We start from the raw sequence: 23,461 nt of genomic DNA on the forward strand, positions 1-23,461 counted from the left end.
TTCACCTCCGCAGCAGGGCGGCACCGGGGAATCCGCCGTGCGGGAGCGGTGAATCCGCGCCGAAGCGCAGCTTGCAGGCCCTTACGGTACCGCTGCACTCATCCCGGCTCGGGTCATCGACCGGCTTGTCGTCGCCATCGAAATAACGGGTTCCCGTATAGCCGCAATCGGGCCCGCGATAGCCGCCGGTCATGCACCAGTGACAGCTCGAAGCGATCTGCCGCCCCGGCAGGAACTGCCCGGATACGTCTGCGGGAGAGGACAGGGCGAATTGCACCTGATCGGCATTTTCCAGGGTTTTCTGGAAAATGAACCAGGTCTCGGTGGCCTCCGCGGTGGGATCGGCCGAAGCGTTTCCATTGACGAAATTACGTGCGTCGAGATAGTGCGCCAGAGTTTCGTGAACGATTACCCGCGCCTGGGCCAGATCGTCGAAGTGCAGGCACAGCGCGCTGATGGAGCCGTCGACGTTGCCCACCGACAGGGTCGGACGGGGCGAGGTACCGTCGCCGGTCGCCTCCAGCCCCTCGATCTTTACCGGCCAGGCATGGTACTCGTTGCCCTGCCACCAGATGGACTTGGCCGGCAGGCGATCGGCCGCCGCACCTGCCTGCTCTATTTCCTCCGGCGTATGCGCGACCGCATGACCGTGGAAGCGCACGATATCGCCGTCGAAGTCGGTGCAGTCCAATTCGAACAGGCGAATTTCGCTGCCCGGCTCCAGCAGCTGGACGTCGGTTTGCAATGACATGGGAGAACCCCTCAGGGGTGGAAGTGTTGTTCGAAAGTGGCGGAGAGCGTGAACAGCTCGTTGCCCAGAGGCGTCAGCCGGTACCCCTTGGCGCGGAAGAACCCGCTGGTACCCGTCGGGGTGACCCAGCGGAACGCCTTACGGCCGGCATGCCGGTCGAGAAACTGCCAGAGCGGCTGCATCGTCGACCGGTTACCGGTCTTGCTGACGGCCCAGCTCTCGCTTCTGTCGTTCAGCCCGTCGCCTACGACCTGAGCGTATCCATCGCCATATTTCGTTTCGCGCACGGCGTACTCGATCTCGCCCTGCACACCCGCCGCGACCGGCCAGGTGAAAGTTTCAACGGCCATTTACGAGCCTCCAAATACTGCCGCCAGGTTGCTGTTCCTTGAACACCACCGTTCTCGCGCCATCGGCGATCAGGGCGCTCAGTTGCTTGCCCGCGGCATCCGAATCGCCAGTCTGCTGCTCGCTTTTCGCCTTGCCTTCTTCGATGGTGATATGGGTGTTGATCTGGATGACGTTACCGCCAGTGAAGGCGCCGCCGTCGAGCATCGCCCGCACGCCGAGCGACCCGTTCGAGGCCCGGGTGAGCGGCATGATCGCTTCCGGGCCGGCCTCGCCCATCAAGCCGGTACCCTTGGCGAAAGGAAACAGGGTCGGCTGGCTGACGATGCTGTTGGAAAAGGCGCCTCCGCGAGCGAAAGCGATATGCTTGCCCTGGTCGAACACACCGCCTTCGGCGAAGTAGCTGGCCATCATCGAACTGACCCAACTCACGCCTTGCTGCCAGTTGGAACTCACCCACTGGGCGCCCTGCTTCCAGAGATCGGAATCGCTCACGCTGTCGACGATTTTCTTGGCGGCCGCCTCGGCAGCCATCTGCTGCAGTGCCTTGAGGAAGTTCAGCAACAGGTCGTCCACCTTCGCGTTGAACGGATCGAACAAAAAGGTCGTGAAGGTTTCCTGCAGTTTTTTCGACGCGTCCTGGCCCAGCTTTTCCCAATCGGAAAGGGGCTCGGGGGCGTTGGTATTGAGCCGCACCTGGGCCCGTTCGATACCTTCGCGATGTTGCTGTACCGTCAGTTCCCCGGCATTGGCCTCTTCCTGGAGAGTCCTTATCCGGTCCTTGTATTCATCCTCGGGCTTCCAGTATTTCTGGTCGGAAGCCCGCCAGCGCGCTCTCATCTCCTGGGTAATGGTTTCGTTGATTTGTGGCGCGATCTCCACCGGTAGCTGAAGCGGCGTAGCGGAGTTGCGCATGCGTTTACCGAACGCGTCGATACTGTTTTTGATCAGGCTCGAGGCCTTGTTCAGATCGGCATCCAGCCGCGTCAGGTTCGCTGTGACATCGATTTTCAGCGTGCCTTGTGACATAGGTTTCACTCAGAAAAGCGAATCGATGGCCGCCGATTGCTGCTCGGGGTCGTCGTATTCGAGAGGCGGCGAAGTGTCGGTGCGGATTTCGTACTCCACCTGATAGAAGGCCTTCCATTCGAGGAATTCGGCAGCGTCCATCCGGCTTTCGAGCTCCGCGACCGTCATGCCGAGTTCGCGCGCCAGCCGGAACGTAAAATAGCGCTCCGGCTGGCTCCTTATTTTTTTGCGTGTTCCTCTGCGGCGTTGGGAACGAAGCCGTTCAGCGCTACCGCTGCGTCGGCGATGCGGCCCAGGGGGAGCGGATCGGCCTTCGCCAAGGTGTCCACATCCTCGATCGAGAAAAGCGCCTGACCTTCGGCATCCGTGATCGAGCGGGCCAGGAGGCGCAACTGCCATTGGCGGTTGGCTTCCGCATATTCGGCGTTACCACTTTCCAGCTTCGCCAAAGCGAACAACTCGGCCAACTGCTCTCCGCGTTCCCGGAGCGAAAGCGCGCTGAGGATGACCTCCCCGCTCCACTCAGGGACCGCCACCACCTCCTGGCGGCGCTTGGCCGCCAGAATCTGTTCACGGGTCAGGTTCATTTGACGTCGACGACCTCGCCACTGATGGTCACGGACAGGGTGCCGCCGTTGACGCCATCCACCGCGCCGGTATCGCTAAAGCTGCGCACGTAGCCTTGCCATACCTTGGTGAAACCGTTGCGTTTGATCAGGCTGAACCAGCGGGGCTCACCATCTTTCGCCGCCAGATTAGCCTCGACCTGGAACGCCTCGTCATCCACCCGATTGATCTCGATGGACATGCCACCGAAATCCCGCAGGCCGAGGGTCTTTTCCTTGGCCTTGCTCACCAAGGTGGTCGTGTCGACTTCCGAAGCCTGGCCATCGAAGCCGCTGTAGCTCTTGTGCTCGACGGTTTCCAGCATGCTCAGCGCGCTTGCCTTGCCACCGCTGGCGTACAGGTTGTAGGCGCTGGCATCCACGCCCTGCAATTCGAACGTATCGGTTTGTGGATTGGCGACTACATAGGTCTTGTCGTTCAACTGGGTCATCCCCAGCACATCGGCGACCCGCACCACCTGACCGGCGCTCAGGCCATGGCCCGCAGCGGTCACCACGGCCGGATTCGCCCGGGTGACGGCGGTGATGGCCACGCCCGCAGGCAACGGGGCGCCGCGTTGTTGAATGAACAGACGAGTGCCTTGGGACGAAACGGCACGGCTTTTGGTTTGGCTCATGTATCAACTCCAAAAAAAAGACCTCCGAAGAGGTCTTTGAAAAGGGCCCGGCTTACTGCCAGACCGAGAATTCCAGCGCCATACGGCTGGTTTGTGTGTCTTTGTCGTAGACGGCTTCTTCTGCCTTAAACAACAGGCCACGTTCACCGTCTAGTGCGCTCAGCACGGCTTCGCCAACTTCGCGCGCCGCCGGGTGGCTGTCCGCCCAGCAACTGACCTGAAGGCGCAGATTGCGCAGGGATCCGTTGGCGGCCAAAGTGGCCGGGCGAGTACTCGACACGATTTGGTACGTGATATAGGGCAGTACGGTGCCCGCCGGAGCGGGAAACGCATGAATACGAGGTCCGACTTGGGCGACGACGGGCGCGGCGCCAGTCAGCAATTCCTCGATATCCGATTCGATCATGAAGTAGCACTCCATGGAGCCAGCCGGCGAGCCGGTCAGCGAAGGGAATGGAACCGTCGCAGTTCAAATCGGGGCAACCGAGGCAGCGAGCACATGCAAAGGAACGCGCGCGCCTCGGCGCGACTTCGATAGCACTCGAGCCCGGTGATTCTGATCTGCGTGCCTGAAACACAAAAGCCCGCTCGAGCGGGCTTTGACGGCATGTCTGTAAGGTCTCGAAGACCTCCTTCTATAAAGCTGGCACGGCGTCCGGCAGACGACGCCAGCGAGTTTTCTCCCGGCCACAAAAAAGCCCACTCGTTCGAGTGGGCTTCATCTGCAAGGGCGGCAACTTATGTATATTTATACAGTAGTTGTAATCCAGGGTCAAGCGCTTTTTCACGCGGCCTCGTTCAATTGGCACAGGCGGGAATCCACCCAGGCTTCCGCGCTGCGTACCAGTTCCTGGGCCTTCATATGGGTCACGCCGAGCTCGCGTCCGAGGGTCCGGTAGGACATCCCGCGGTAGCGGTAATACATGAAGAGCGCGTTGCCCATCTGCTGGTCGCGGTGGCACAGGCGGGCGACGACCCGGTCCACCAGCATGCACAGGTCTTCGCTGATGGAGGCGGTGGGACGCCGGTCGGTTTCTTCGAGCTGGCCGCGGGTGAGTACCGCGTGAGCGGACACGTAGCGGGGAACGCCGTCCTCGTAGCGCAGCCAGATGCCCCATTCCTGCAACAGATAGACCGTGTCGAAAAGGCCGTTCATGCGGCACCGCTCGGCAGCGCAGCGGCTGCCCATGAGGCCTGGCCCAGTGGGATCGCGGGCGCATCCGCGCCGGCCACCGCTATAGACGAGGAGGCGACGCCCGGTTCCGTCGGGGTAGCCCCGGGCGCGCATGCCGGGAGGTACGCCGGGTGCGGCGAGAGGGTTTCGAATGTCATGGGTTCACTCCTGCGTGGCCTTGCCACGCGCAGCCGCTCGCGGTCGGTCGCAGCGACCGGGCGGGGTTCACGGATGAAAAAGTGCGCCGCGCGGGGCGCACGGGCGCGACACTCAGGCCGCGAGGGCGCGTTGCCGGGAGCGCCATAGGCCGTCGACCCAAAGTCGTCCCTTGGGCGTGAAGCAGGCCTGGGTGAAGACCGCCCGCCCCGTCGGGCCGAGGCCGGTGCGGATCACCATGCGGCCGTTGCGCAGTTGCACGGGGTGCGGCATCAGCAGGTCGCCGACGCGATGCATCACGCCCTCGCCCAACAGGAACCGCCGGAAATCCGCCTCGTCCGCGGCGAGCGTGGCGCAGAGCTGGCGAATGCCGAGGCACCCCTTGAGCCTCATGTAGGCATCGGCGAACTCGTCAGCGCGCGGCGAGGCGGGGGTCGCCGGCACCGCCTTGCGCAACGCCGGCGCGGGCCAGCCCGCTTCGGCCCGGGCCGTGCAATGGCCGAGGACCCGTATGCGCTTCTCGTCGTCGAACCGCTCGAGGAGCAGCCGCAAAGTCGCGCGGTCAAGCAGGTATTCGGTGCGCCGGTGGCGCATGCCGTCGCGGTACAGACGCCCGAGCAGCGGCGCCCGTTTTTCCAGGGCGTACAACGCTCGGATGTCCCGGCAGACCAGCCCATGGCGCCGGCCGGTCAGCACCGCGATCTCGCGGCTGCCGATCACCGGCGCCGCCAGAGTGGAAGGCTGGCTCATGCGCCCTCCCCGTTCGGGCCGGCGATGTCGGCCTTGAACTTCTTCAGCGTCGCGATGAAATGGTCGATCTGTTCGGCGTAGAGCAGGACCTCGACGGGCGCCTCCTCCAGGCCGTCTTCCTGGCCGATGACGTACAGTTGCTCGTCCTCGTCGTAATCCAGGGTGAAGCCTTTGAACATGCGATAGAGCGGAGCGCCTGTTTGCCCCTTGGTGATTGTCTGTGCCATGCTTTTCTCCGTTACGAGCGTGAAGCGCTGCTGCCACAGCGCCGGAAAGCCCGCTGCCAGGCGGGCTTTTTTATGCGGGTCCGTCCTTCGCGAGGGCGGGTCGGTGGTCCTTCCGTGTGCCGGCACAGTCACTATTGGTCTTGCCCCACGACAGCGGGAACACCCATAAAATAGGTATACCCGTATTTTATGCCTCTTAAAGACCATAATCAAGCCATAAGGCCTGCCTAAATAAAGGTCTGCCTTTATTCAAATGCGGAGTTTGGCAGCAGCCCCTCAGATAAGGCCTGGGGGTGCTGCGCATCAGCCGTAAAAAGGTACGCCCATAAAAACGCCGATACGGCGCCTCGACGACCGAGGGAATGGCGGTTGCGCTTGCTTCCGTCCAGCCCTGCCGACAAGCTATACGCCGCCACACACAGGCCTATGTGAAGAGAGCAGGATTTTTATGCGCATTTTGGTGACCGGCGGCGCCGGGTTTATTGGTTCGGCGCTGATCCGCCATCTGTTGCGGCACACCGGGCACAGCGTGCTCAACCTGGACAAGCTGACCTACGCCGGCAACCTGGAATCCCTGGAAAGCGTGGCCGGCGACCCCCGCTATACCTTCCTCCAGGCGGACATCGGCGACCAGCCGGCGGTGGCCGCGGCGCTGCAGCGTTTCCAGCCCGACGCGGTGATGCACCTGGCGGCGGAGTCCCACGTCGATCGCTCGATCGACGGCCCGGCCGCCTTCATTCAGACCAATATCGTCGGCACCTACGCCCTGCTGGAAGCCACCCGCGCGTATTGGCTGGGCCTGGACGCCGAGCGCAAGGCGGCGTTCCGTTTCCACCATATTTCCACCGACGAGGTCTACGGCGACCTCCACGGCGCCGACGACCTGTTCCGCGAAACCACGCCCTACGCGCCCAGCTCGCCCTATTCGGCGAGCAAGGCGGCATCCGACCACCTGGTCCGCGCCTGGCACCGGACCTATGGGTTGCCGGTCCTGCTGAGCAATTGCTCGAACAATTATGGGCCTTACCATTTTCCCGAGAAGCTGATCCCGCTGATGATCCTCAATGCCCTGGATGGCAAGCCGCTGCCGGTGTATGGCGATGGCCGGCAGATCCGCGACTGGCTGTTCGTCGAGGACCACGCGCGCGCCCTGCTCGAAGTGGTGACCAGTGGCCAGGTCGGCGAGACCTACAACATCGGCGGGCACAACGAGCAGCGCAACCTCGACGTGGTGCAGGGCATCTGCGCCCTGCTGGAGGAGCTGGCCCCGGCCAAGCCCGCCGGCGTGGCGCGCTTCGCCGACCTGATCCGCTTCGTCGCCGACCGTCCCGGCCACGACCAGCGCTATGCCATCGACGCCGGCAAGATCCAGCGCGAGCTGGGCTGGGTGCCCGAGGAAACCTTCGAGAGCGGCCTGCGCAAGACCGTGCGCTGGTACCTCGACAACCTCGACTGGTGCCGCCGCGTGCAGGACGGCAGCTACCAGGGCGAACGCCTCGGCACCCTCGCCGCGCAGGAGCAACGCCCATGAAAGGCATCGTCCTCGCCGGTGGCTCCGGCACCCGGTTGCACCCCATCACCCTCGGGGTTTCCAAGCAGTTGCTGCCGATCTACGACAAACCCATGGTCTATTACCCGATCTCGGTGCTGATGCTCGCCGGCATCCGCGAGATCCTGATCATTTCCACGCCCCAGGACCTGCCGCAGTACCGCAGCCTGCTGGGCGACGGCAGCCAGTTCGGGGTGAACTTCAGCTACGCCGTGCAGCCCTCGCCGGACGGCCTGGCCCAGGCGTTCCTGATCGGCGAGACCTTCATCGGCGACGATTCGGTGTGCCTGATCCTCGGCGACAACATCTTCCACGGCCAGCATTTCACCGAGCAGTTGGAACATGCCGCCGGCCATCCCCGCGGCGCCACCGTGTTCGGCTATTGGGTGAAGGACCCGGAACGCTTCGGCGTGGTGGACTTCGACGCCGACGGCCGCGCGCTGTCCATCGAGGAGAAGCCCCGGCAGCCCAAGTCCAGCTACGCGGTGACCGGCCTGTATTTCTACGACAACGACGTGGTGCAGATCGCCAAGGCGGTGCAGCCCTCGGCCCGCGGCGAGCTGGAGATCACCGACGTCAACAACGCCTACCTGCAGCGCGGCGACCTGCGCGTCGAGCGCTTCGGCCGCGGCTTCGCCTGGCTCGACACCGGCACCCACGACAGCCTGCTGGAAGCCTCGCAGTACGTGCAGACCATCGAGCACCGCCAGGGGCTGAAGGTCGCCTGCCTGGAGGAGATCGCCTACCAGCGCGGCTGGATAGACCGCGCCCAGTTGCTCAGCCAGGCCCAGGCATTCGGCAAGACCGGCTACGGCCAATACCTGTTCCAGTTGGCGGGGGAACGCCCATGAACGCCATCGCCACCGCCTTGCCCGGCGTGCTGATCCTCGAACCGCGGGTGTTCGGCGACGAGCGCGGGTTCTTCTTCGAGAGCTTCAACGCGCGCGCCTTCGCCGAGGCCACCGGGGTGCGGCGCGAATTCGTCCAAGACAACCATTCGCGCTCGCAGCGCGGCGTGCTGCGCGGCCTGCACTACCAGATCGAACAGGCCCAGGGAAAACTGGTGCGGGTCACCCAGGGCGAGGTTTTCGACGTCGCCGTCGACCTGCGCCGCGGCTCGGCGAACTTCGGCCGCTGGGTCGGGGTGCGGCTGTCGGCGGAGAACAAGCGCCAGCTCTGGGTGCCGGAGGGCTTCGCCCACGGCTTCCTGGTGCTCAGCGACTACGCCGAATTCCTCTACAAGACCACCGACTATTACGCGCCGGTCCACGAGCGCTGCATCCGCTGGGACGACCCGGCGCTGGCCATCGACTGGCCGCTGGAGGGCACGCCGCAACTGTCCGCCAAGGACCGGGCCGGCACCTCCCTGAGCCAGGCCGAGACCTTCCCATGAGAATCCTCGTCACCGGCCACAGCGGCCAGGTCGCCCGCGAACTGCGCCTGAGCCTCGCCGGCCTCGGCGAGGTGATCGGCCTCGGCCGCGACCGGCTCGACCTCGCCGATAGCGCGCAGATCCGCCAGCGCGTGCGTGAGCTGCGCCCGACGCTGATCGTCAACGCCGCCGCGCACACCGCGGTGGACCAGGCGGAAAGCGAGCCGGAAGCGGCCTACGCGCTCAACGCCACCGCGCCCGGCGTCCTCGCCGAGGAAGCCGCGGCCCTGGGCGCGCCGCTGATCCACTATTCCACCGACTACGTGTTCGACGGCGAGAAACCCACGCCCTACGGCGAAGACGACACGCCCAATCCCCTGGGGGTCTACGGCGCCAGCAAGCTGGCCGGCGAGCGGGCGATCCAGGCGGTCGGCGGCGCGCACCTGATCCTGCGCACCAGCTGGGTGTACTCGAAGCACGGGCGCAACTTCCTGCTGACCATGCAGCGCCTGCTGCAGGAGCGCCCGCACCTGCGCGTGGTGGTCGACCAGGTCGGCGCGCCGACCTGGGCCGGCGACATCGCCGCCGCCACCGCCGCGCTGGTCGCCGGCTGGCAGGCGGGCAACGCCCGCTGGGGCCTCTATCACTTCAGCGCCGGCGGGGAGACCTCCTGGTACGGCTTCGCCTGCGCCATCGCCGCAGACCTGCGCGAACGGGGCCTGCCCTGCGCCGAGCTGGAAGCGATCCCCGCCAGCGCCTACCCGACGCCGGCGCGCCGGCCGTCGAACTCGCGGCTGGCCGGCGACAAGCTGCGCCGCGACTGGAACCTCGCCCTGCCCGATTGGCGCGACGGCCTGCGCGCCTGCCTGGACGCGCCGCGCTGAAACACGCGTGCATAATGCGCGCATGAATCGCAGCCAGACCGAGCCCCCCTTGACCCGAGCGCGCCGCCCCCGCTGGCGCAGCCTGGCGTTGCTCGCCCTGCTGCTGGCGCCGCTGCTGTGGCCGCTGCACCTGTTCGTCGAACGCCACTACCGGCAGGAACTGCTGGAGCAGAATCGCCAGACCCTGGACCTGTACACCGCCAACCTGCTCGGCACCCTGCGCCGCTTCGAAGTGATGCCGCCGCTGCTCGGCGACCTGCCGCTGCTGCGCGCCACCCTGCAACGGCCCGACGATGCCGCCGGGCTGGACCGGGCCAACCGCCTGCTGGAGGAAATCCGCCAGCAGACCGGTGCCGACGTGATCTACCTGATGAATCCCGAAGGGCTCGCCCTGGTCGCCTCCAACTGGCGACAACCGGACAGCTTCGTCGGCCGCAACTTCGCCTTCCGCCCCTATTACCGCGAGGCCATGCGCGGCCGGCGGGCACGTTTCTTCGGCCTCGGCACCACCTCCGGCAAGCGCGGTTACTACTTTGCCAGCGCGGTGCGCGACGGCGACCGCATCCTCGGTGCCCTGGTGGTGAAGGTCGACCTGGACTACGCCGAGACCCTCTGGGGCACCACCCCGGAACAACTGCTGGTCACCGACGCCAATGGCGTGGTGATCCTCACCTCGCGCCCGGAATGGCGCTTCCGCGCCAGCCGCCCGCTGGACAGCGCCGAGCGCGCCTCCATCGTCGACACCCAGCCCTACCCGAACCAGATCCCGCCGCCCCTGCGCCTGCGCCCCGGCGAATGGCTGCCGCTGGCCCGCCAGCTGCCGGAAACCGGCTGGACGGTGAGCATCCTCGCGCCGCGGGAGCTGGTCGACCGCCCGGTGCGCACCGCCATGGCCATCGGCGGCGGCGCCCTGCTGGTGCTGATCCTGCTGCTCGGCCTGATGATGCTGCGCCGCCGGCATTACCTGGAGCGCATCGCCCTCGACGCCCGCGCGCGCCACCAGTTGGAATTGCGCGTGCTCGAACGCACCCGCGACCTGGAGTCGCTGAACAGCCGGCTCAAGGGCGAAGTCCTCGAGCGCGAGCAGGCCCAGCAGGAACTGGTGCGGGCCCAGGACGAGTTGCTGCAGGCCGGCAAGCTGTCGGTGCTCGGCACCATGTCGGCGAGCATCAGCCACGAACTCAACCAACCGCTCGGCGCGATCCGCAGCTATGCCGACAACGCCGGCGTGCTGCTCGATCACGGGCGCATCGAGGACGCGCGGGAAAACCTCCACCTGATCAGCGAACTCACCGGGCGCATGGCCTCGATCATCACCCACCTGCGCGCCTTCGCCCGCCGCGACCGCCACGCCCCGGAAAGCGTCGCCCTGCAACCGGCGCTGGACGATGCCCTGGCGTTGCTGGCCAAGCGCCGACGGGCGATGGACGTGGAACTGGTGCGCGACCTGCCGGACGCGCCGCTGTGGGTCCAGGCCGGCGAGACGCGCCTGCGCCAGGTGCTCGGCAACCTGCTGGCCAACGCCCTCGACGCCCTCGGCGAGAAGCCCCAGCCGCGGCGCCTCTGGCTCAGCGCGCAGCGCACCGCCGAGGGCATCGCCCTGACCCTGCGCGACAACGGGCCGGGCTTCACCCGCGAGGCCCTGGCCCGCGCCCGCGAGCCCTTCTTCACCACCAAGACCAGCGCCCAGGGCCTCGGCCTCGGCCTGGCCATCTGCGACAGCCTGATGCGCGCCCTGGGCGGCGAGTTGATCCTCGCCAACCATCCCCAGGGCGGCGCGCTGATCACGCTGCGCATGCGTCCCGCCATACCCGGCGTCACCCCACAGCCGCCCGAGGATTTCCCCCATGACCGTCATTGACCCGCACACCCAGGTCCTGCTGATCGACGACGATCCGCACCTGCGCAAGGCCCTCAGCCAGACCCTCGACCTCGCCGGGCTCAAGGTGCAAACCCTGGCCCAGGCCGAGGGCGTGGCGGCGAGCCTGTCGCGCGACTGGGCGGGCGTGGTGGTCAGCGATATCCGCATGCCCGGCATGGACGGCCTGGCCCTGCTCGCGCACCTGCACGAGCGCGACGCCGACCTGCCGGTGCTGCTGATCACCGGCCACGGCGACGTGCCGCTGGCGGTGCAGGCGATGCGCGCCGGCGCCTACGACTTCCTCGAGAAGCCCTTCGCCAGCGGCAACCTGCTGGACAGCGTGCGCCGCGCCCTGGCCCTGCGCCGGCTGGTGCTGGACAACCGCAGCCTGCGCCTGGCGCTCTCCGACCACCAGGAGCTCAGCGGCCGCCTGCTCGGGCAGTCGCCGGCGGTGGTGCGCCTGCGCGAGCAGATCGGCGCCCTGGCGGCGACCCAGGCCGACGTGCTGATCCTCGGCGAGACCGGTTCCGGCAAGGAGGTGGTGGCCCGCGCGCTGCACGACCTGTCGAACCGTCGCGAGGGCCCCTTCGTCGCGATCAACGCCGGCGCCCTCGCCGAATCGGTGGTGGAGAGCGAGCTCTTCGGCCACGAGCAGGGCGCCTTCACCGGCGCGCAGAAACGCCGCATCGGCAAGTTCGAATACGCCAACGGCGGCACCCTGTTCCTCGATGAAATCGAGAGCATGAGCCTCGACGTGCAGGTCAAGCTGCTGCGCCTGTTGCAGGAGCGCACGGTGGAGCGGATGGGTTCCAACCAGTTGATCCCGCTGGATATCCGGGTGATCGCCGCGACCAAGGAAGACCTCCGCCAGGCCGCCGACCAGAATCGCTTCCGCGCCGACCTGTACTACCGGTTGAACGTCGCCAGTCTGCGCATCCCGCCATTGCGCGAACGTGGCGAGGACGCCCTGCGGCTGTTCCACCAGTTCGCCGACAACGCCGCCCAGCGCCACGGCGTCGCGCCGCGCAGCCTCGACAGCCAGCAGCGCGCGCGCCTGCTGACCCATAGCTGGCCGGGCAACGTGCGCGAGCTGCAGAATGCCGCCGAGCGTTTCGCCCTCGGCCTCGACCTGGCCCTGGACGACGAACTCGCCGTGGTCGCGCCCAGCGTGCAAGGCGGCCTCAGCGAACAGGTGGAAGCCTTCGAGCGCGCCCTGATCGCCGCCGAGCTGACCCGCCCCCACGGCTCGGTGCGCAGCCTCGCCGAAGCGCTGGGCATCCCGCGCAAGACCCTGCACGACAAGCTGCGCAAGCACGGCCTGCACTTCAGCGGCGCCGGCACCGGCTCGCCGGACGAGCTCGACTGACGCTCGCCGGGTAGCGGACCGTCCGCGCCCGCCAAAAAACGTCCTCCGAGGCAGCACTTTTTTCGTCAGCGCGGCGAGTCGTCGCGGCGCGCGAAAAAGGCCGGTCGCGACCTGCCCGAGAAATTGCGCAAAGCCCCGTAACCTGGCCTTCACATCGGGTGTGCAGGCTGCTTTCCAGAGCGCGCGGACAGCATTCCCGATCGGTCGGAACGGCTCGCCGCATGGCTTTTTGCCGGTACCGATTCGGGTCCTGCGCGGGCACTTTCATCGACCCCGGGACTCAGTGAAAAGGTGTCGCCATTCCGAGGAGGAACGTTTTGCCGACTGCCCAGCGTTTTGGAAAACCCTTGCTTGCGGACCCGGGATATTCATCTAGGGTCAATCGGAGCGGCGGGGTTCGGGGCCCGGCCGCAAAGGCCCAGAAGCCACACGGAATCAGGGTTTTGCCAAAGCGGACAGGTTTTTTAACAGCCTTCGGCAGCCATGCCGGAGCCGCCCTTGATGCACATCAATACCCTCTCCCCGGCCCTCGCGCCTAATGACCGTAACTTCTCCCCGCAGTCCGGAGGCACGTCATGTCAGACACCCTTAATCACAAACTACGACTTGGCGCGCTGGTGGCGCTCGTCGTGGGTTCGATGATCGGCGGCGGGATCTTTTCCCTGCCGCAGAACATGGCGGCCAGCGCCGACGTCGGCGCGGTTTTGATCGGCTGGGCCATCACCGCCGTGGGCATGCTGACCCTGGCCTTCGTGTTCCAGACCCTGGCCAACCGCAAGCCCGAACTGGACGCCGGCGTCTACGCCTACGCCAAGGCCGGGTTCGGCGACTACATGGGCTTTTCCTCGGCCTGGGGCTACTGGATCAGCGCCTGGCTGGGCAACGTCGGCTACTTCGTCCTGCTGTTCAGCACCCTGGGGTTCTTCTTCCCGATCTTCGGCGAAGGCAACACCCCGGCGGCCATCGCCGGTGCCTCGGTGCTGCTCTGGGCGGTGCATTTCCTGGTCATGCGCGGGATCAAGGAAGCCGCGTTCATCAACCTGGTGACCACGGTCGCCAAGGTCGTGCCGCTGCTGATGTTCATCGTGCTCGCCGGCGTGGCGTTCAAGGCGGACATCTTCACCCGCGACGTCTGGGGCGAGATGAATCCTGACCTGGGCAGCGTGATGGATCAGGTGCGCAACATGATGCTGGTCACCGTCTGGGTGTTCATCGGCATCGAAGGCGCGAGCATCTACTCGGCGCGGGCGGAAAAACGCTCGGACGTGGGCAAGGCCACCATCATCGGCTTCCTCGGCGTGCTCGCCATCCTGGTGATGGTCAACGTGCTGTCGATGGGCGTGATGAGCCAACCGGAACTGGCCAAGCTGCCCAATCCGTCCATGGCCGGCGTGCTGGAGCACGTGGTGGGCCACTGGGGCGCGGTGCTGATCAGCGTCGGCCTGGTGATCTCCCTGCTGGGTGCCCTGCTGTCCTGGGTGCTGCTGTGCGCAGAGATCATGTTCGCCGGTGCCCGCGACCACACCATGCCCAACTTCCTGAAGAAGGAAAACCTCAACCACGTGCCGGTCAACGCGCTCTGGCTGACCAACGCGATGGTGCAGATCTTCCTGGTGGTCACCCTGTTCGCCGCCAGCACCTACACCAGCCTGATCTACCTGGCGACCTCGATGATCCTGGTGCCCTACCTGTGGTCGGCGGCCTACGCGGTGCTGATCTGCGTGCGCGGGGAGACCTACGAGAACGCCCCGCGCGAGCGCCGCAAGGACCTGATCATCGGCGCCATCGCGCTGATCTACGCCATCTGGCTGCTGTACGCCGGTGGCCTGAAATACCTGCTGCTCTCGGCGCTGCTGTACGCACCCGGGGTGATCCTGTTCGCCAAGGCCAAGCATGAGCAGGGCCTGCCCGTCTTCACCACCCCCGAGAAGCTGATCTTCGCCGCCGTAGCGGTTGGCGCGGTGATCGCGGCCTACGGCCTCTACAGCGGCTTCCTGACCCTCTGATTCTTGTTTCTCGGTTTTACAAGGAGAACTGCCATGACCCAATCCACCCCCAAACTCGGCGTCCATTCCGAAGCCGGCAAGTTGCGCAAGGTGATGGTCTGCTCGCCCGGGCTCGCCCACCAGCGGCTGACCCCGAGCAATTGCGACGACCTGCTGTTCGATGACGTGATCTGGGTGAACCAGGCGAAGCGCGACCATTTCGACTTCGTCACCAAACTGCGCGAGCGCGGCGTGGAAGTGCTGGAAATGCACAACCTGCTGACCGAGACCGTGAAGAATCCGGACGCGCTGAAGTGGATCCTCGACCGCAAGATCACCGCCAACCAAGTGGGCGTCGGCCTGATCAGCGAAGTGCGCTCCTGGCTCGAAGGCCAGGAACCGCGCAAGCTGGCCGAGTACCTGATCGGCGGCGTATCCGGCGATGACCTGCCGGGCACCCAGAGCGCGGAAATCGTCAAGATGTTCCGCGACTACCTCGGCCACTCCAGCTTCCTGCTGCCGCCGCTGCCGAACACCCAGTTCACCCGCGACACAACCTGCTGGATCTACGGCGGGGTGACCCTCAACCCGATGTTCTGGCCGGCGCGACGCCAGGAAACCCTGCTCGCCAGCGCCATCTACAAGTTCCACCCGGAATTCGCCAACGCGGACTTCCAGGTCTGGTACGGCGACCCGGACAAGGACCATGGCCTGGCCACCCTGGAAGGCGGCGACGTCATGCCGATCGGCAACGGCGTGGTCTTGATCGGCATGGGCGAGCGCACTTCGCGCCAGGCCATCGGCCAGCTGGCGCAATCCCTGTTCCAGCACAACGCCGTGCAGCGGGTGATCGTCGCCGGGCTGCCGAAGTCCCGCGCGGCGATGCACCTGGACACCGTGTTCAGCTTCTGCGACCGCGACCTGGTGACCATCTTCCCGGAAGTGGTGGAGCAGATCGTGCCCTTCAGCCTGCGTCCGGACGAAAGCAAACCCACCGGGATCGACGTGCGCCGCGAGGACAAATCCTTCCTCGACACCGTTGCCGAGGCCCTCAACCTGAAGGCCCTGCGCGTGGTGCAGACCGGCGGCGACAGCTATGAAGCCGAACGCGAGCAATGGGACGACGGCAACAACGTGGTGGCCCTGGAGCCGGGCGTGGTGGTCGGTTACGACCGCAACACCTACACCAATACCCAACTGCGCAAGGCCGGCGTCGAGGTGATCACCATCAGCGCCAGCGAACTGGGACGCGGACGCGGCGGCGGCCATTGCATGACCTGCCCGATCGTACGCGACCCCATCGATTATTGACCGGCACGGCGGCCCTACCCGGGCCGCCCGCCCCGCGGCCCCATCGGGCCCGGCGGGGCTCAGTTCAGCCACTGCCCACGAGGAATCGAATCATGGCTTTCAATCTGCACAACCGTAACCTGCTCAGCCTGATGCACCACAACACCCGCGAGCTGCGCTACCTGCTCGACCTGGCGCGCGACCTGAAACGCGCCAAGTACACCGGCACCGAGCAGCAGCACCTGAAACGCAAGAACATCGCGCTGATCTTCGAGAAGACCTCGACCCGCACCCGCTGCGCCTTCGAAGTGGCCGCCTATGACCAGGGCGCCAACGTGACCTACATCGACCCGAACTCCTCGCAGATCGGCCACAAGGAAAGCATGAAGGACACCGCGCGGGTGCTCGGGCGCATGTACGACGCCATCGAGTACCGCGGCTTCAAGCAGGAAATCGTCGAGGAACTGGCGACGTTCGCCGGGGTGCCGGTGTTCAACGGCCTGACCGACGAGTACCACCCGACGCAAATGCTCGCCGACGTGCTGACCATGCGCGAGCAGAGCGACAAGCCGCTGCACGACATCAGCTACGCCTACCTGGGCGATGCCCGCAACAACATGGGTAACTCCCTGCTGCTGATCGGCGCCAAGCTGGGCATGGACGTGCGCATCGCCGCGCCCAAGGCGCTGTGGCCCCACGCCGACTTCGTCAAACAGTGCGAACAGTTCGCCGCGGAGAGCGGCGCGCGCCTGACCCTCACCGAGGACGCCAAGGCAGCGGTCAAGGGCGTCGACTTCATCCACACCGACGTCTGGGTCTCCATGGGCGAGCCGGTGGAAGCCTGGGCCGAGCGCATCAAGGAACTGCTGCCCTACCAGGTCAACAAGGCCATCATGCAGGCCGCCGAGAACCCGCGGGTCAAGTTCATGCACTGCCTGCCGGCGTTCCACAACAGCGAGACCAAGGTCGGCAAGCAGATCGCCGAGAAGTACCCGAACCTGGCCAACGGCATCGAAGTGACCGACGACGTCTTCGAGTCGCCGGCCTGCATCGCCTTCGAGCAGGCGGAAAACCGCATGCACACCATCAAGGCCGTGCTCGTCTCGACCCTCGCCGACGTCTGATCGGCCATTCCCGGCGCGCCTTCCGAGGCGCGCCGGGCCACAGGATGTAAGGAGAACCCATGCGTATCGTCATCGCTCTTGGCGGCAACGCCTTGCTCCGCCGCGGGGAACCCATGACCGCGGAAAACCAGCGTGAAAACGTGCGGGTCGCCGCCGAACAGATCGCCAAGGTCACCGCCGGCAACGAACTGGTGATCGCCCACGGCAACGGCCCGCAAGTGGGCCTGCTGGCCCTGCAGGGCGCCGCCTACGCCAACGTCAGCCCCTACCCGCTGGACGTGCTGGGCGCGGAAACCGAAGGCATGATCGGCTACATGATCGAACAGGAGCTGGGCAACCTGCTGCCGTTCGAGGTGCCCTTCGCCACCCTGCTCACCCAGGTGGAAGTGGATGCCCGCGATCCCGCGTTCCAGAACCCCACCAAGCCCATCGGCCCGGTCTACTCGAAGGAGGAAGCCGAACGCCTGGCCGCGGAGAAGGGCTGGAACATCGCCCCGGACGGCGACAAGTTCCGCCGCGTGGTCGCCAGCCCGCGTCCGAAGCGGATTTTCGAAATCCGTCCGATCAAGTGGCTGCTGGAACACGGCAGCGTGGTCATCTGCGCCGGCGGCGGCGGCATTCCCACCCGCTACGACGCCAACGGCAAGCTGGAAGGCGTGGAAGCGGTGATCGACAAGGACCTGTGCTCCGCCCTGCTCGCCGAGCAGTTGGACGCCGACCTGCTGGTGATCGCCACCGACGTGGCCGCCACCTACGTCGATTGGGGCAAGCCGACCCAGCGCGCCATCGCCCAGGCCCACCCGGACGAACTGGAACGCCTGGGCTTCGCCGCCGGCTCCATGGGGCCGAAGGTCCAGGCCGCCTGCGAATTCGCCCGCAACACCGGCAAGACCGCGGTGGTCGGCGCCCTCGCCGACATCGAGGCCATCGTCCGTGGCGAAGCGGGCACCCGCATCGCCACCGCCAGCCCGGGCCTCGCTTACCGCGAAGCCTGATCCGAGCGCCCGGTCGCGCCCCGCGCGCGACCAGGCTTTCCCCGTATCCGCCCCCGCCGCCGCCCCGCCTTCGCGAATAGACCCTTCGGCACAAAGCGTGACTCGACAGTCACCTTCCTCGTCAGCTACGCATCCGAATCATTCGAGCCGCCCAGCCGGTGCCGATGCTCGTGATGCCGACGCCTCCGGCCCACCCGCCGCTTTCGCTCCATCGTCCGCTCACGCCTGGCCGCCACCGCCTATTTGCAGGAGTTTCTGACAGATGTCCCGATTGCCGGTCATTGTGGGGTTCGGCGGCTACAACGCCGCGGGCCGCAGCTCTTTCCACCATGGCTTTCGCCGCACCGTGCTGGAAAGCCTGGACGCTCCGGCCAGGCAGGAAACCCTCGCCGGCCTGGCGGTGATGATGAAGCTGGTCAAGGTGGTCGACGACCGCTACCTGGACAGCGACGGCCTCGCCCTGAGCCCGGCCGACATCGAGAGCCGCTTCGCCAAGCAGATCCTCGGTTCCACCCTGGTCCGCCGCATCGAGAAGCGCTACCTGGACGTCGACGCCAGCCACTGGCACAAGAACCTCTCGGTGGACTGCGAGGCGCCGCTGACCTTCACCACCTCGCGCAAGCAACTGCCCGAGCCGTTGCCGGCCAACTGGTCGGTGGAACCCCTGGACGGTTCGCAGGTGCGCGTCACCCTGCATGGCCATTGCGAGTTCAAGGTCGACAGCTACCGCCCGCTGCCGGTGAAATCCGCCGGGCAATTGCCGACCGGCTTCGAGCCCGGCGAGCTGTACAACGCCCACTTCCACCCGCGCGGCCTGCAACTGGCGGTGCTCGCCGCCACCGACGCGCTGCGCTCCATCGGCCTGCCCTGGCAGCGCATCGTCGACCGCGTCGAGCCCGACGAGGTCGCGGTATTCGCTGGCAGCATCATGAGCCAGCTGGACGAGAACGGCTTCGGCGGCCTGCTGCAATCGCGCCTCAAGGGCAACCGGGTGTCGGCCAAGCAACTGGCCCTGGGCCTCAACAGCATGCCCGCCGACTTCGTCAACGCCTACGTGCTCGGCAGCGTCGGCAGCACCGGCAGCGTCACCGGCGCCTGCGCCACCTTCCTCTACAACCTGCAGAAGGCCATCGACTCGATCGCCGCCGGGCGCACCCGGGTGGCCCTGGTCGGCAACAGCGAAGCCCCGATCACCGCCGAGTGCATCGAGGGCTACGGCGCCATGGGCGCCCTGGCCACCGAGGAAAACCTGCGCCTGATCGAAGGCCGCGACGACGTGGACTTCCGCCGCGCCAGCCGGCCCTTCGGCGAGAACTGCGGCTTCACCCTGGCGGAGTCCAGCCAGTTCATCGTGCTGATGGACGACGCGCTGGCCCTGGAGCTGGGCGCCGACGTGCACGGCGCCCTGCCCGACGTGTTCATCAACGCCGACGGTTTCAAGAAATCCATTTCCGCCCCCGGGCCGGGCAATTACCTGACCATGGCCAAGGCCGTGGCCAGCGCCGTGCAACTGGTCGGCCTGGAGGGCGTGCGCCAGCGCAGCTTCGTGCATGCCCACGGCTCCAGCACGCCGGCCAACCGCGTCACCGAGTCGGAACTGCTGGACCGCGTCGCCGCCGCGTTCGCCATCGAGGACTGGCCGGTGACCGCGGTCAAGGCGTTCGTCGGCCACTCCCTGGCCACCGCCAGCGCCGACCAGGTGATCTCTGCCCTGGGGACCTTCAAGTACGGCATCCTCCCGGGGATCAAGACCATCGACCGGATCGCCGACGACGTGCACCAGCAACGCCTGGACATCGTCGCCGGCCAGGACCGCCACCTGGACGGCCGAACCCTGGACGTCTGCTTCGTCAACTCCAAGGGTTTCGGCGGCAACAACGCCAGCGGCGTGGTGCTGTCGCCGCGGCTGGTGGACGACATGCTGCGCCGGCGCTACGGCCAGGCGGCGTTCGACGACTACCGGGCACGCCGCGAGCTCACCCGCGCCGCTGCGCTGCGCTACGAGGAAGAGGCCCTCAAGGGCCGTTTCGACATCATTTACAACTTCGGCCAGGACCTGATCGACGACCGCGCCATCGAGCTGTCCAGCGAACAGGTGCGGGTACCGGGCTTCGCCCAGCCGCTGGTGTTCAAGCAGGACACGCGCTACCGCGACATGCTGGAGTGAAACCGCGCGGTCGTCAGGCCAGCGGGCCGGCCAGCTCCAGCAGGTCGCCCCGCCAGGCCGCGTCGCGCGGCAGGGCCAGGAACGAGGGGTTGAGGTAGGACGCGCGCGCCTCGTAGGTCAGGGGTTCGCCGCGGCAATCCAGCACCTCGCCGCCGGCGCCTTCCAGCACGCCCTGGGCGGCGGCGGTGTCCCACTGCGAGGTGGGCGCCAGGCGCGGGTAGCAATCCGCCCGGCCTTCGGCGAGCAGGCAGAATTTCAACGAACTGCCCACGTTCGCCAGCCGCAGCTCGCCGAAGCGCTCGCCCAACCCGGCGAGCAGGCGCTCCTGGGCCGGACTGCCATGGCGCCGGCTGGCGATCAGAGTGAACCCTTCGACCGGAGTGGCGCGCACGCCGATGCGCTTCGTCGCGCCCTGCCGCTCGCGGCGCCAGCTGCCCAGCCCGACGCCGCCGTAATAGCAGCGGCCATCGGCCGGAATCCCGACCACCCCGAACACCACCCGCCCGGCCTCGATCAACGCGACGTTGACGGTGTATTCCTCGGAGCCGGCGATGAATTCCTTGGTGCCGTCCAGCGGGTCCACCAGCCACCAGCGACGCCAGGCCGCGCGGGTCTCCAGGGGAATCTCGGCGGCCTCCTCGGACAGCACCGGGATGTCCGCGTCCAGCGCCTCCAGCCCGGCCGCCAGCAAGCGGTGAGCGGCCAGGTCGGCGGCGGTCACCGGCGAGGCGTCGGCCTTCTCGGTGACCGCCAGGCCGGTGCGCCAGTAGGGCAGGATCGCTTCGCCGGCCTGGCGCACCAGGTCGATCACCGCATGCAAGTGGGTCGGCGTATTCATGGGTGGAACTCCCCGCGCCGGGTCAGCAGGTCGCGGGTCAGGTAGAGCGCGGCCAGGGCGCGGCCCTCGCTGAATTGCACGTGTTGCACCAGGCTGGACAGCTCGCCGAGCGCGACGCGCTCGACCCGCATGGGTTCGGGCTCGTCCCCCGGCAGGCGCTCGGGGTAGAGATCCCGCGCCAGGACCACCTGGATGGTCTGGCTCATGTAGCCCGGCGAAAGGCTCAGCTCGGTGAGCCATTCCAGCTGGCGGGCGCCGAAGCCGGCTTCTTCCTTGAGCTCGCGGTTGGCCGCTTCCAGCACGTCCTCGCCGGGCTCGATCAGCCCCTTGGGCAACGACAGCTGGTAGTCGTCGGTGCCCGCGCAGTATTCCTCCACCAGCAACGCGTGCTCGGCGTCGGCCATGGCCACGATCATCACCGCGCCATGGCCCGCGCCGTGCCCCGCCAGGCGTTCGTAGGTGCGCTCGACGCCGTTGGCGAACCGCAGCTGCAACGCCTCGATACGGAACAGGCGGCTGCTCGCGACGATCTCGCGGGCGAGCACGGTGGGTTTCTGGCGCATGGGTGTCTCCTTGGCGAGCGGGCGGCAGGTATCATACCGCGGCTTTTCCGATTATCCCTGTCGGCGATCGCCGCGACGGCGCGTCCGCCGACCCCGCGCAGGACGGTCCCCCTCCCATGCATGCCCTCGACTGGCCCGAAATCGATACCGTCCTGCTGGACATGGACGGCACCCTGCTGGACCTGCATTTCGACAACCATTTCTGGATGGAGCACGTGCCGCAGCGCTACGCCGAGCGCCACGGCATCAGCCGGGCGATGGCCGAGCTGGAGCTGCTGCCGCTGTTCCGCGAGCACGCCGGCACCCTGAACTGGTACTGCACGGACTTCTGGACCCGCGAGCTGGACCTGCCGATCCGCGAGATCAAGCGCGAAGTGGCGCACCTGATCGCCCTGCGCCCGGACGCCGACACCTTCCTCGCCGCCCTGCGCGCGGCCGGCAAGCGGGTCGCGCTGATCACCAACGCCCACCGCGACTCGCTGACCCTGAAGCTGGAGCGCATCGAGCTGGCGCCCTGGTTCGACCGCCTGATCAGTTCCCACGACTACGGCTTCCCCAAGGAAGACCCGCAGTTCTGGCAGGCGCTGCAGGCGGATTTCGGCTTCGACCCGGCGCGCAGCCTGTTCATCGACGACAGCCTGCCGATCCTGCGCAGCGCGCGTCGCTTCGGCATCGGCCACCTGCTGGCGGTGCGCCGCCCGGACAGCCGCAAGCCGGCGAAGGACACCGAGGAATTCGCCGCGGTGGAGGATTACCGCGACCTGTTGCCCTGACCCCGTTCTCTCGGGGCGCCCTGCCCGCCCCCTCGCACCCTGCGGAGCCCCATGGACATCAAGCAACTGAGGTTCCTCGTCGCCCTCGACGAAACCCGCCATTTCGGCCAGGCCGCTGCGCGCTGCCACGTGACCCAGCCGACCCTGTCGATGCGCCTACGCAGCCTGGAGGAGGAGCTCGGCCTGGAGCTGGTGCGCCGCGGCCAGCGCTTCGAGGGATTCAGCGTCGAGGGCGAGCGCATCCTCGCCTGGGCGCGCAGCCTGCTGGCCGCCCAGGAAGGCCTGTACGCGGAGGCGGCGGCCTGTCGCGGACAGTTGGTCGGCACCCTGCGCCTGGGCGTGGTGCCCCTCGCCGGGTTCGACCCGACGCGGCTGCTCAGGCTATTCGCCGGGGCGCATCCGGACTTGCGTTTCCAGGTGTTCGTCCTCAGCAGCGAAGGCATCCTCGACCAGCTCGGGCGCAATCAGCTGGATCTCGGCCTCTCCTACCTGGACCGCCTCGACCGCGACCAGTACCAGAGCCTGGCGCTGGCCGAGACGCCCATGGGGCTGCTCTACGACCGCCGCCACTTCGCCTTCGAGGCGCAGCACCTGGGCTGGGACGCGCTGATCGACCTGCCCCTCGGCCTGCTGTGCCCGGGCATGCATTTCCGTCAGTCGATCGACCACGGCTTCCGGCGTCATGGGCTGACCCCGCGGCCGTACCTGGAGACCGACGCCGTGCATCCGCTGCTGCAAGCGGTGAGCACGGGCCTCTGCTGCACCATCGTGCCCCTCGACGGCGGCTTCGCGGAGGCCAGCGAGCACCTGGCGCTGGTCCCCATCGACGGCGCCCGCACCCTCGCTCCGCTGGGGCTGATCCTGCGGCGCGGCGCCCCGCGCTCGGCCCTCGCGGACGCCTGCTTCGAGGCGGCGCGGCGGGCGCTGGGCATCGCCGACTGACGGTGCCGCGCCCGGCGCCCGCGCCCCACCCGCCTCGCAGCGCCCCGATAGAGCCCGCCGATGGGCGGATCGGC

At 67.1% G+C, this 23,461-nt stretch carries 25 protein-coding genes; 13 read left to right on the forward strand and 12 right to left on the reverse strand.

Annotated elements, in window-relative coordinates; genetic code table 11:
• Position 1: 1 nt before the first annotated feature.
• From OGL92_RS17650 to OGL92_RS17695, 10 genes are all read right to left on the reverse strand, one after another.
• Positions 2–751: a phage minor tail protein L gene (locus OGL92_RS17650; RefSeq protein WP_263146070.1), complete on the reverse strand. Its 750-nt coding sequence runs from the start codon at positions 749–751 to the stop codon at positions 2–4.
• 11 nt (positions 752–762) lie between these two features.
• On the reverse strand, positions 763–1,101 hold the full coding sequence (locus OGL92_RS17655) for a phage tail protein (protein WP_263146072.1): 339 nt from the start codon (positions 1,099–1,101) through the stop codon (positions 763–765).
• Positions 1,091–2,128 (reverse strand): hypothetical protein, encoded by a 1,038-nt coding sequence (locus tag OGL92_RS17660; protein ID WP_263146074.1) that lies wholly within the window; start codon positions 2,126–2,128, stop codon positions 1,091–1,093. Before OGL92_RS17660 ends, OGL92_RS17655 begins: the two co-directional genes overlap by 11 nt.
• Before the next feature lie 9 nt (positions 2,129–2,137).
• Positions 2,138–2,269: a hypothetical protein gene (locus tag OGL92_RS17665; RefSeq protein ID WP_263146077.1), complete on the reverse strand. Its 132-nt coding sequence runs from the start codon at positions 2,267–2,269 to the stop codon at positions 2,138–2,140.
• A 77-nt stretch (positions 2,270–2,346) separates the two neighbouring features.
• On the reverse strand, positions 2,347–2,715 hold the full coding sequence (locus OGL92_RS17670) for a hypothetical protein (protein WP_263146080.1): 369 nt from the start codon (positions 2,713–2,715) through the stop codon (positions 2,347–2,349).
• Entirely contained in the window at positions 2,712–3,371 is a 660-nt protein-coding gene (locus OGL92_RS17675) for a ubiquitin-activating E1 FCCH domain-containing protein (RefSeq protein WP_263146082.1), read from the reverse strand. Before OGL92_RS17675 ends, OGL92_RS17670 begins: the two co-directional genes overlap by 4 nt.
• Before the next feature lie 52 nt (positions 3,372–3,423).
• Positions 3,424–3,777, reverse strand: coding sequence for a DUF3168 domain-containing protein (locus tag OGL92_RS17680; protein ID WP_263146084.1), 354 nt, complete (start codon positions 3,775–3,777; stop codon positions 3,424–3,426).
• 378 nt (positions 3,778–4,155) lie between these two features.
• Positions 4,156–4,527 (reverse strand): antiterminator Q family protein, encoded by a 372-nt coding sequence (locus OGL92_RS17685; RefSeq protein ID WP_263146087.1) that lies wholly within the window; start codon positions 4,525–4,527, stop codon positions 4,156–4,158.
• A gap of 288 nt (positions 4,528–4,815) precedes the next feature.
• Positions 4,816–5,451: a phage antirepressor KilAC domain-containing protein gene (locus OGL92_RS17690; RefSeq protein WP_263146090.1), complete on the reverse strand. Its 636-nt coding sequence runs from the start codon at positions 5,449–5,451 to the stop codon at positions 4,816–4,818.
• On the reverse strand, positions 5,448–5,678 hold the full coding sequence (locus tag OGL92_RS17695) for a hypothetical protein (RefSeq protein ID WP_263146092.1): 231 nt from the start codon (positions 5,676–5,678) through the stop codon (positions 5,448–5,450). The genes OGL92_RS17690 and OGL92_RS17695 overlap by 4 nt, the downstream gene beginning before the upstream one ends.
• 448 nt (positions 5,679–6,126) lie before the next feature.
• On the opposite strand from OGL92_RS17695, the gene rfbB reads away from it, so the two are divergent.
• The 11 genes from rfbB to OGL92_RS17750 all read left to right on the forward strand — a co-directional run bounded on the left by rfbB (position 6,127) and on the right by OGL92_RS17750 (position 20,271).
• The gene (gene rfbB / locus OGL92_RS17700) at positions 6,127–7,209 is read left to right on the forward strand and encodes a dTDP-glucose 4,6-dehydratase (protein WP_263146094.1); all 1,083 of its coding nucleotides are present in this window, start codon (positions 6,127–6,129) and stop codon (positions 7,207–7,209) included.
• Positions 7,206–8,078, forward strand: coding sequence for a glucose-1-phosphate thymidylyltransferase RfbA (rfbA, locus tag OGL92_RS17705; RefSeq protein WP_263146096.1), 873 nt, complete (start codon positions 7,206–7,208; stop codon positions 8,076–8,078). Before rfbB ends, rfbA begins: the two co-directional genes overlap by 4 nt.
• On the forward strand, positions 8,075–8,620 hold the full coding sequence (gene rfbC, locus OGL92_RS17710) for a dTDP-4-dehydrorhamnose 3,5-epimerase (RefSeq protein WP_263146097.1): 546 nt from the start codon (positions 8,075–8,077) through the stop codon (positions 8,618–8,620). The genes rfbA and rfbC overlap by 4 nt, the downstream gene beginning before the upstream one ends.
• Positions 8,617–9,483: a dTDP-4-dehydrorhamnose reductase gene (rfbD, locus tag OGL92_RS17715; protein WP_263146099.1), complete on the forward strand. Its 867-nt coding sequence runs from the start codon at positions 8,617–8,619 to the stop codon at positions 9,481–9,483. Before rfbC ends, rfbD begins: the two co-directional genes overlap by 4 nt.
• Positions 9,484–9,505: 22 nt before the next feature.
• Positions 9,506–11,344, forward strand: coding sequence for an ATP-binding protein (locus tag OGL92_RS17720; RefSeq protein ID WP_263146101.1), 1,839 nt, complete (start codon positions 9,506–9,508; stop codon positions 11,342–11,344).
• Positions 11,331–12,710, forward strand: a complete 1,380-nt coding sequence (locus OGL92_RS17725; RefSeq protein WP_263146104.1) for a sigma-54 dependent transcriptional regulator — start codon at positions 11,331–11,333, stop codon at positions 12,708–12,710. The genes OGL92_RS17720 and OGL92_RS17725 overlap by 14 nt, the downstream gene beginning before the upstream one ends.
• A gap of 575 nt (positions 12,711–13,285) precedes the next feature.
• The gene (gene arcD / locus OGL92_RS17730) at positions 13,286–14,716 is read left to right on the forward strand and encodes an arginine-ornithine antiporter (RefSeq protein WP_263146106.1); all 1,431 of its coding nucleotides are present in this window, start codon (positions 13,286–13,288) and stop codon (positions 14,714–14,716) included.
• 33 nt (positions 14,717–14,749) lie between these two features.
• The gene (gene arcA, locus OGL92_RS17735; RefSeq protein WP_263146108.1) at positions 14,750–16,006 is read left to right on the forward strand and encodes an arginine deiminase; all 1,257 of its coding nucleotides are present in this window, start codon (positions 14,750–14,752) and stop codon (positions 16,004–16,006) included.
• 92 nt (positions 16,007–16,098) lie between these two features.
• The gene (locus tag OGL92_RS17740; RefSeq protein ID WP_263146110.1) at positions 16,099–17,109 is read left to right on the forward strand and encodes an ornithine carbamoyltransferase; all 1,011 of its coding nucleotides are present in this window, start codon (positions 16,099–16,101) and stop codon (positions 17,107–17,109) included.
• 59 nt (positions 17,110–17,168) lie between these two features.
• Positions 17,169–18,104, forward strand: a complete 936-nt coding sequence (arcC, locus tag OGL92_RS17745) for a carbamate kinase (protein WP_263146113.1) — start codon at positions 17,169–17,171, stop codon at positions 18,102–18,104.
• Positions 18,105–18,366: 262 nt separating this feature from the next.
• Positions 18,367–20,271: a beta-ketoacyl synthase gene (locus tag OGL92_RS17750; RefSeq protein WP_263146116.1), complete on the forward strand. Its 1,905-nt coding sequence runs from the start codon at positions 18,367–18,369 to the stop codon at positions 20,269–20,271.
• A 13-nt stretch (positions 20,272–20,284) separates the two neighbouring features.
• Here OGL92_RS17750 and cysQ read toward each other — a convergent pair whose 3' ends face one another.
• Positions 20,285–21,109, reverse strand: a complete 825-nt coding sequence (gene cysQ / locus OGL92_RS17755; protein ID WP_263146119.1) for a 3'(2'),5'-bisphosphate nucleotidase CysQ — start codon at positions 21,107–21,109, stop codon at positions 20,285–20,287.
• Positions 21,106–21,672 (reverse strand): ADP compounds hydrolase NudE, encoded by a 567-nt coding sequence (nudE, locus tag OGL92_RS17760; protein ID WP_263146121.1) that lies wholly within the window; start codon positions 21,670–21,672, stop codon positions 21,106–21,108. Before nudE ends, cysQ begins: the two co-directional genes overlap by 4 nt.
• Positions 21,673–21,788: 116 nt before the next feature.
• On the opposite strand from nudE, the gene yrfG reads away from it, so the two are divergent.
• Both yrfG and OGL92_RS17770 read left to right on the forward strand, forming a co-directional pair.
• A complete protein-coding gene (gene yrfG / locus OGL92_RS17765) occupies positions 21,789–22,445 on the forward strand; it encodes a GMP/IMP nucleotidase (RefSeq protein WP_263146123.1) in 657 nt (218 codons plus the stop codon).
• Positions 22,446–22,496: 51 nt separating this feature from the next.
• On the forward strand, positions 22,497–23,387 hold the full coding sequence (locus OGL92_RS17770) for a LysR family transcriptional regulator (RefSeq protein WP_263146126.1): 891 nt from the start codon (positions 22,497–22,499) through the stop codon (positions 23,385–23,387).
• The last annotated feature ends 74 nt before the right edge of the window (positions 23,388–23,461 follow it).

The sequence above is a fragment of the Pseudomonas sp. RIT-PI-AD genome, assembly GCF_025642785.1.
Taxonomy (GTDB): Bacteria; Pseudomonadota; Gammaproteobacteria; order Pseudomonadales; family Pseudomonadaceae; genus Pseudomonas_T.

What these genes read in the sequence shown, in the direction of transcription:
- OGL92_RS17650 (WP_263146070.1), bottom strand. Translation starts at nt 751, where the DNA reads ATGTCATTGCAAACCGACGTCCAGCTGCTGGAGCCGGGCAGCGAAATT.
- OGL92_RS17655 (WP_263146072.1), bottom strand. Translation starts at nt 1,101, where the DNA reads ATGGCCGTTGAAACTTTCACCTGGCCGGTCGCGGCGGGTGTGCAGGGC.
- OGL92_RS17660 (WP_263146074.1), bottom strand. Translation starts at nt 2,128, where the DNA reads ATGTCACAAGGCACGCTGAAAATCGATGTCACAGCGAACCTGACGCGG.
- OGL92_RS17665 (WP_263146077.1), bottom strand. Translation starts at nt 2,269, where the DNA reads ATGGACGCTGCCGAATTCCTCGAATGGAAGGCCTTCTATCAGGTGGAG.
- OGL92_RS17670 (WP_263146080.1), bottom strand. Translation starts at nt 2,715, where the DNA reads ATGAACCTGACCCGTGAACAGATTCTGGCGGCCAAGCGCCGCCAGGAG.
- OGL92_RS17675 (WP_263146082.1), bottom strand. Translation starts at nt 3,371, where the DNA reads ATGAGCCAAACCAAAAGCCGTGCCGTTTCGTCCCAAGGCACTCGTCTG.
- OGL92_RS17680 (WP_263146084.1), bottom strand. Translation starts at nt 3,777, where the DNA reads ATGATCGAATCGGATATCGAGGAATTGCTGACTGGCGCCGCGCCCGTC.
- OGL92_RS17685 (WP_263146087.1), bottom strand. Translation starts at nt 4,527, where the DNA reads ATGAACGGCCTTTTCGACACGGTCTATCTGTTGCAGGAATGGGGCATC.
- OGL92_RS17690 (WP_263146090.1), bottom strand. Translation starts at nt 5,451, where the DNA reads ATGAGCCAGCCTTCCACTCTGGCGGCGCCGGTGATCGGCAGCCGCGAG.
- OGL92_RS17695 (WP_263146092.1), bottom strand. Translation starts at nt 5,678, where the DNA reads ATGGCACAGACAATCACCAAGGGGCAAACAGGCGCTCCGCTCTATCGC.
- rfbB (WP_263146094.1), top strand. Translation starts at nt 6,127, where the DNA reads ATGCGCATTTTGGTGACCGGCGGCGCCGGGTTTATTGGTTCGGCGCTG.
- rfbA (WP_263146096.1), top strand. Translation starts at nt 7,206, where the DNA reads ATGAAAGGCATCGTCCTCGCCGGTGGCTCCGGCACCCGGTTGCACCCC.
- rfbC (WP_263146097.1), top strand. Translation starts at nt 8,075, where the DNA reads ATGAACGCCATCGCCACCGCCTTGCCCGGCGTGCTGATCCTCGAACCG.
- rfbD (WP_263146099.1), top strand. Translation starts at nt 8,617, where the DNA reads ATGAGAATCCTCGTCACCGGCCACAGCGGCCAGGTCGCCCGCGAACTG.
- OGL92_RS17720 (WP_263146101.1), top strand. Translation starts at nt 9,506, where the DNA reads ATGAATCGCAGCCAGACCGAGCCCCCCTTGACCCGAGCGCGCCGCCCC.
- OGL92_RS17725 (WP_263146104.1), top strand. Translation starts at nt 11,331, where the DNA reads ATGACCGTCATTGACCCGCACACCCAGGTCCTGCTGATCGACGACGAT.
- arcD (WP_263146106.1), top strand. Translation starts at nt 13,286, where the DNA reads ATGTCAGACACCCTTAATCACAAACTACGACTTGGCGCGCTGGTGGCG.
- arcA (WP_263146108.1), top strand. Translation starts at nt 14,750, where the DNA reads ATGACCCAATCCACCCCCAAACTCGGCGTCCATTCCGAAGCCGGCAAG.
- OGL92_RS17740 (WP_263146110.1), top strand. Translation starts at nt 16,099, where the DNA reads ATGGCTTTCAATCTGCACAACCGTAACCTGCTCAGCCTGATGCACCAC.
- arcC (WP_263146113.1), top strand. Translation starts at nt 17,169, where the DNA reads ATGCGTATCGTCATCGCTCTTGGCGGCAACGCCTTGCTCCGCCGCGGG.
- OGL92_RS17750 (WP_263146116.1), top strand. Translation starts at nt 18,367, where the DNA reads ATGTCCCGATTGCCGGTCATTGTGGGGTTCGGCGGCTACAACGCCGCG.
- cysQ (WP_263146119.1), bottom strand. Translation starts at nt 21,109, where the DNA reads ATGAATACGCCGACCCACTTGCATGCGGTGATCGACCTGGTGCGCCAG.
- nudE (WP_263146121.1), bottom strand. Translation starts at nt 21,672, where the DNA reads ATGCGCCAGAAACCCACCGTGCTCGCCCGCGAGATCGTCGCGAGCAGC.
- yrfG (WP_263146123.1), top strand. Translation starts at nt 21,789, where the DNA reads ATGCATGCCCTCGACTGGCCCGAAATCGATACCGTCCTGCTGGACATG.
- OGL92_RS17770 (WP_263146126.1), top strand. Translation starts at nt 22,497, where the DNA reads ATGGACATCAAGCAACTGAGGTTCCTCGTCGCCCTCGACGAAACCCGC.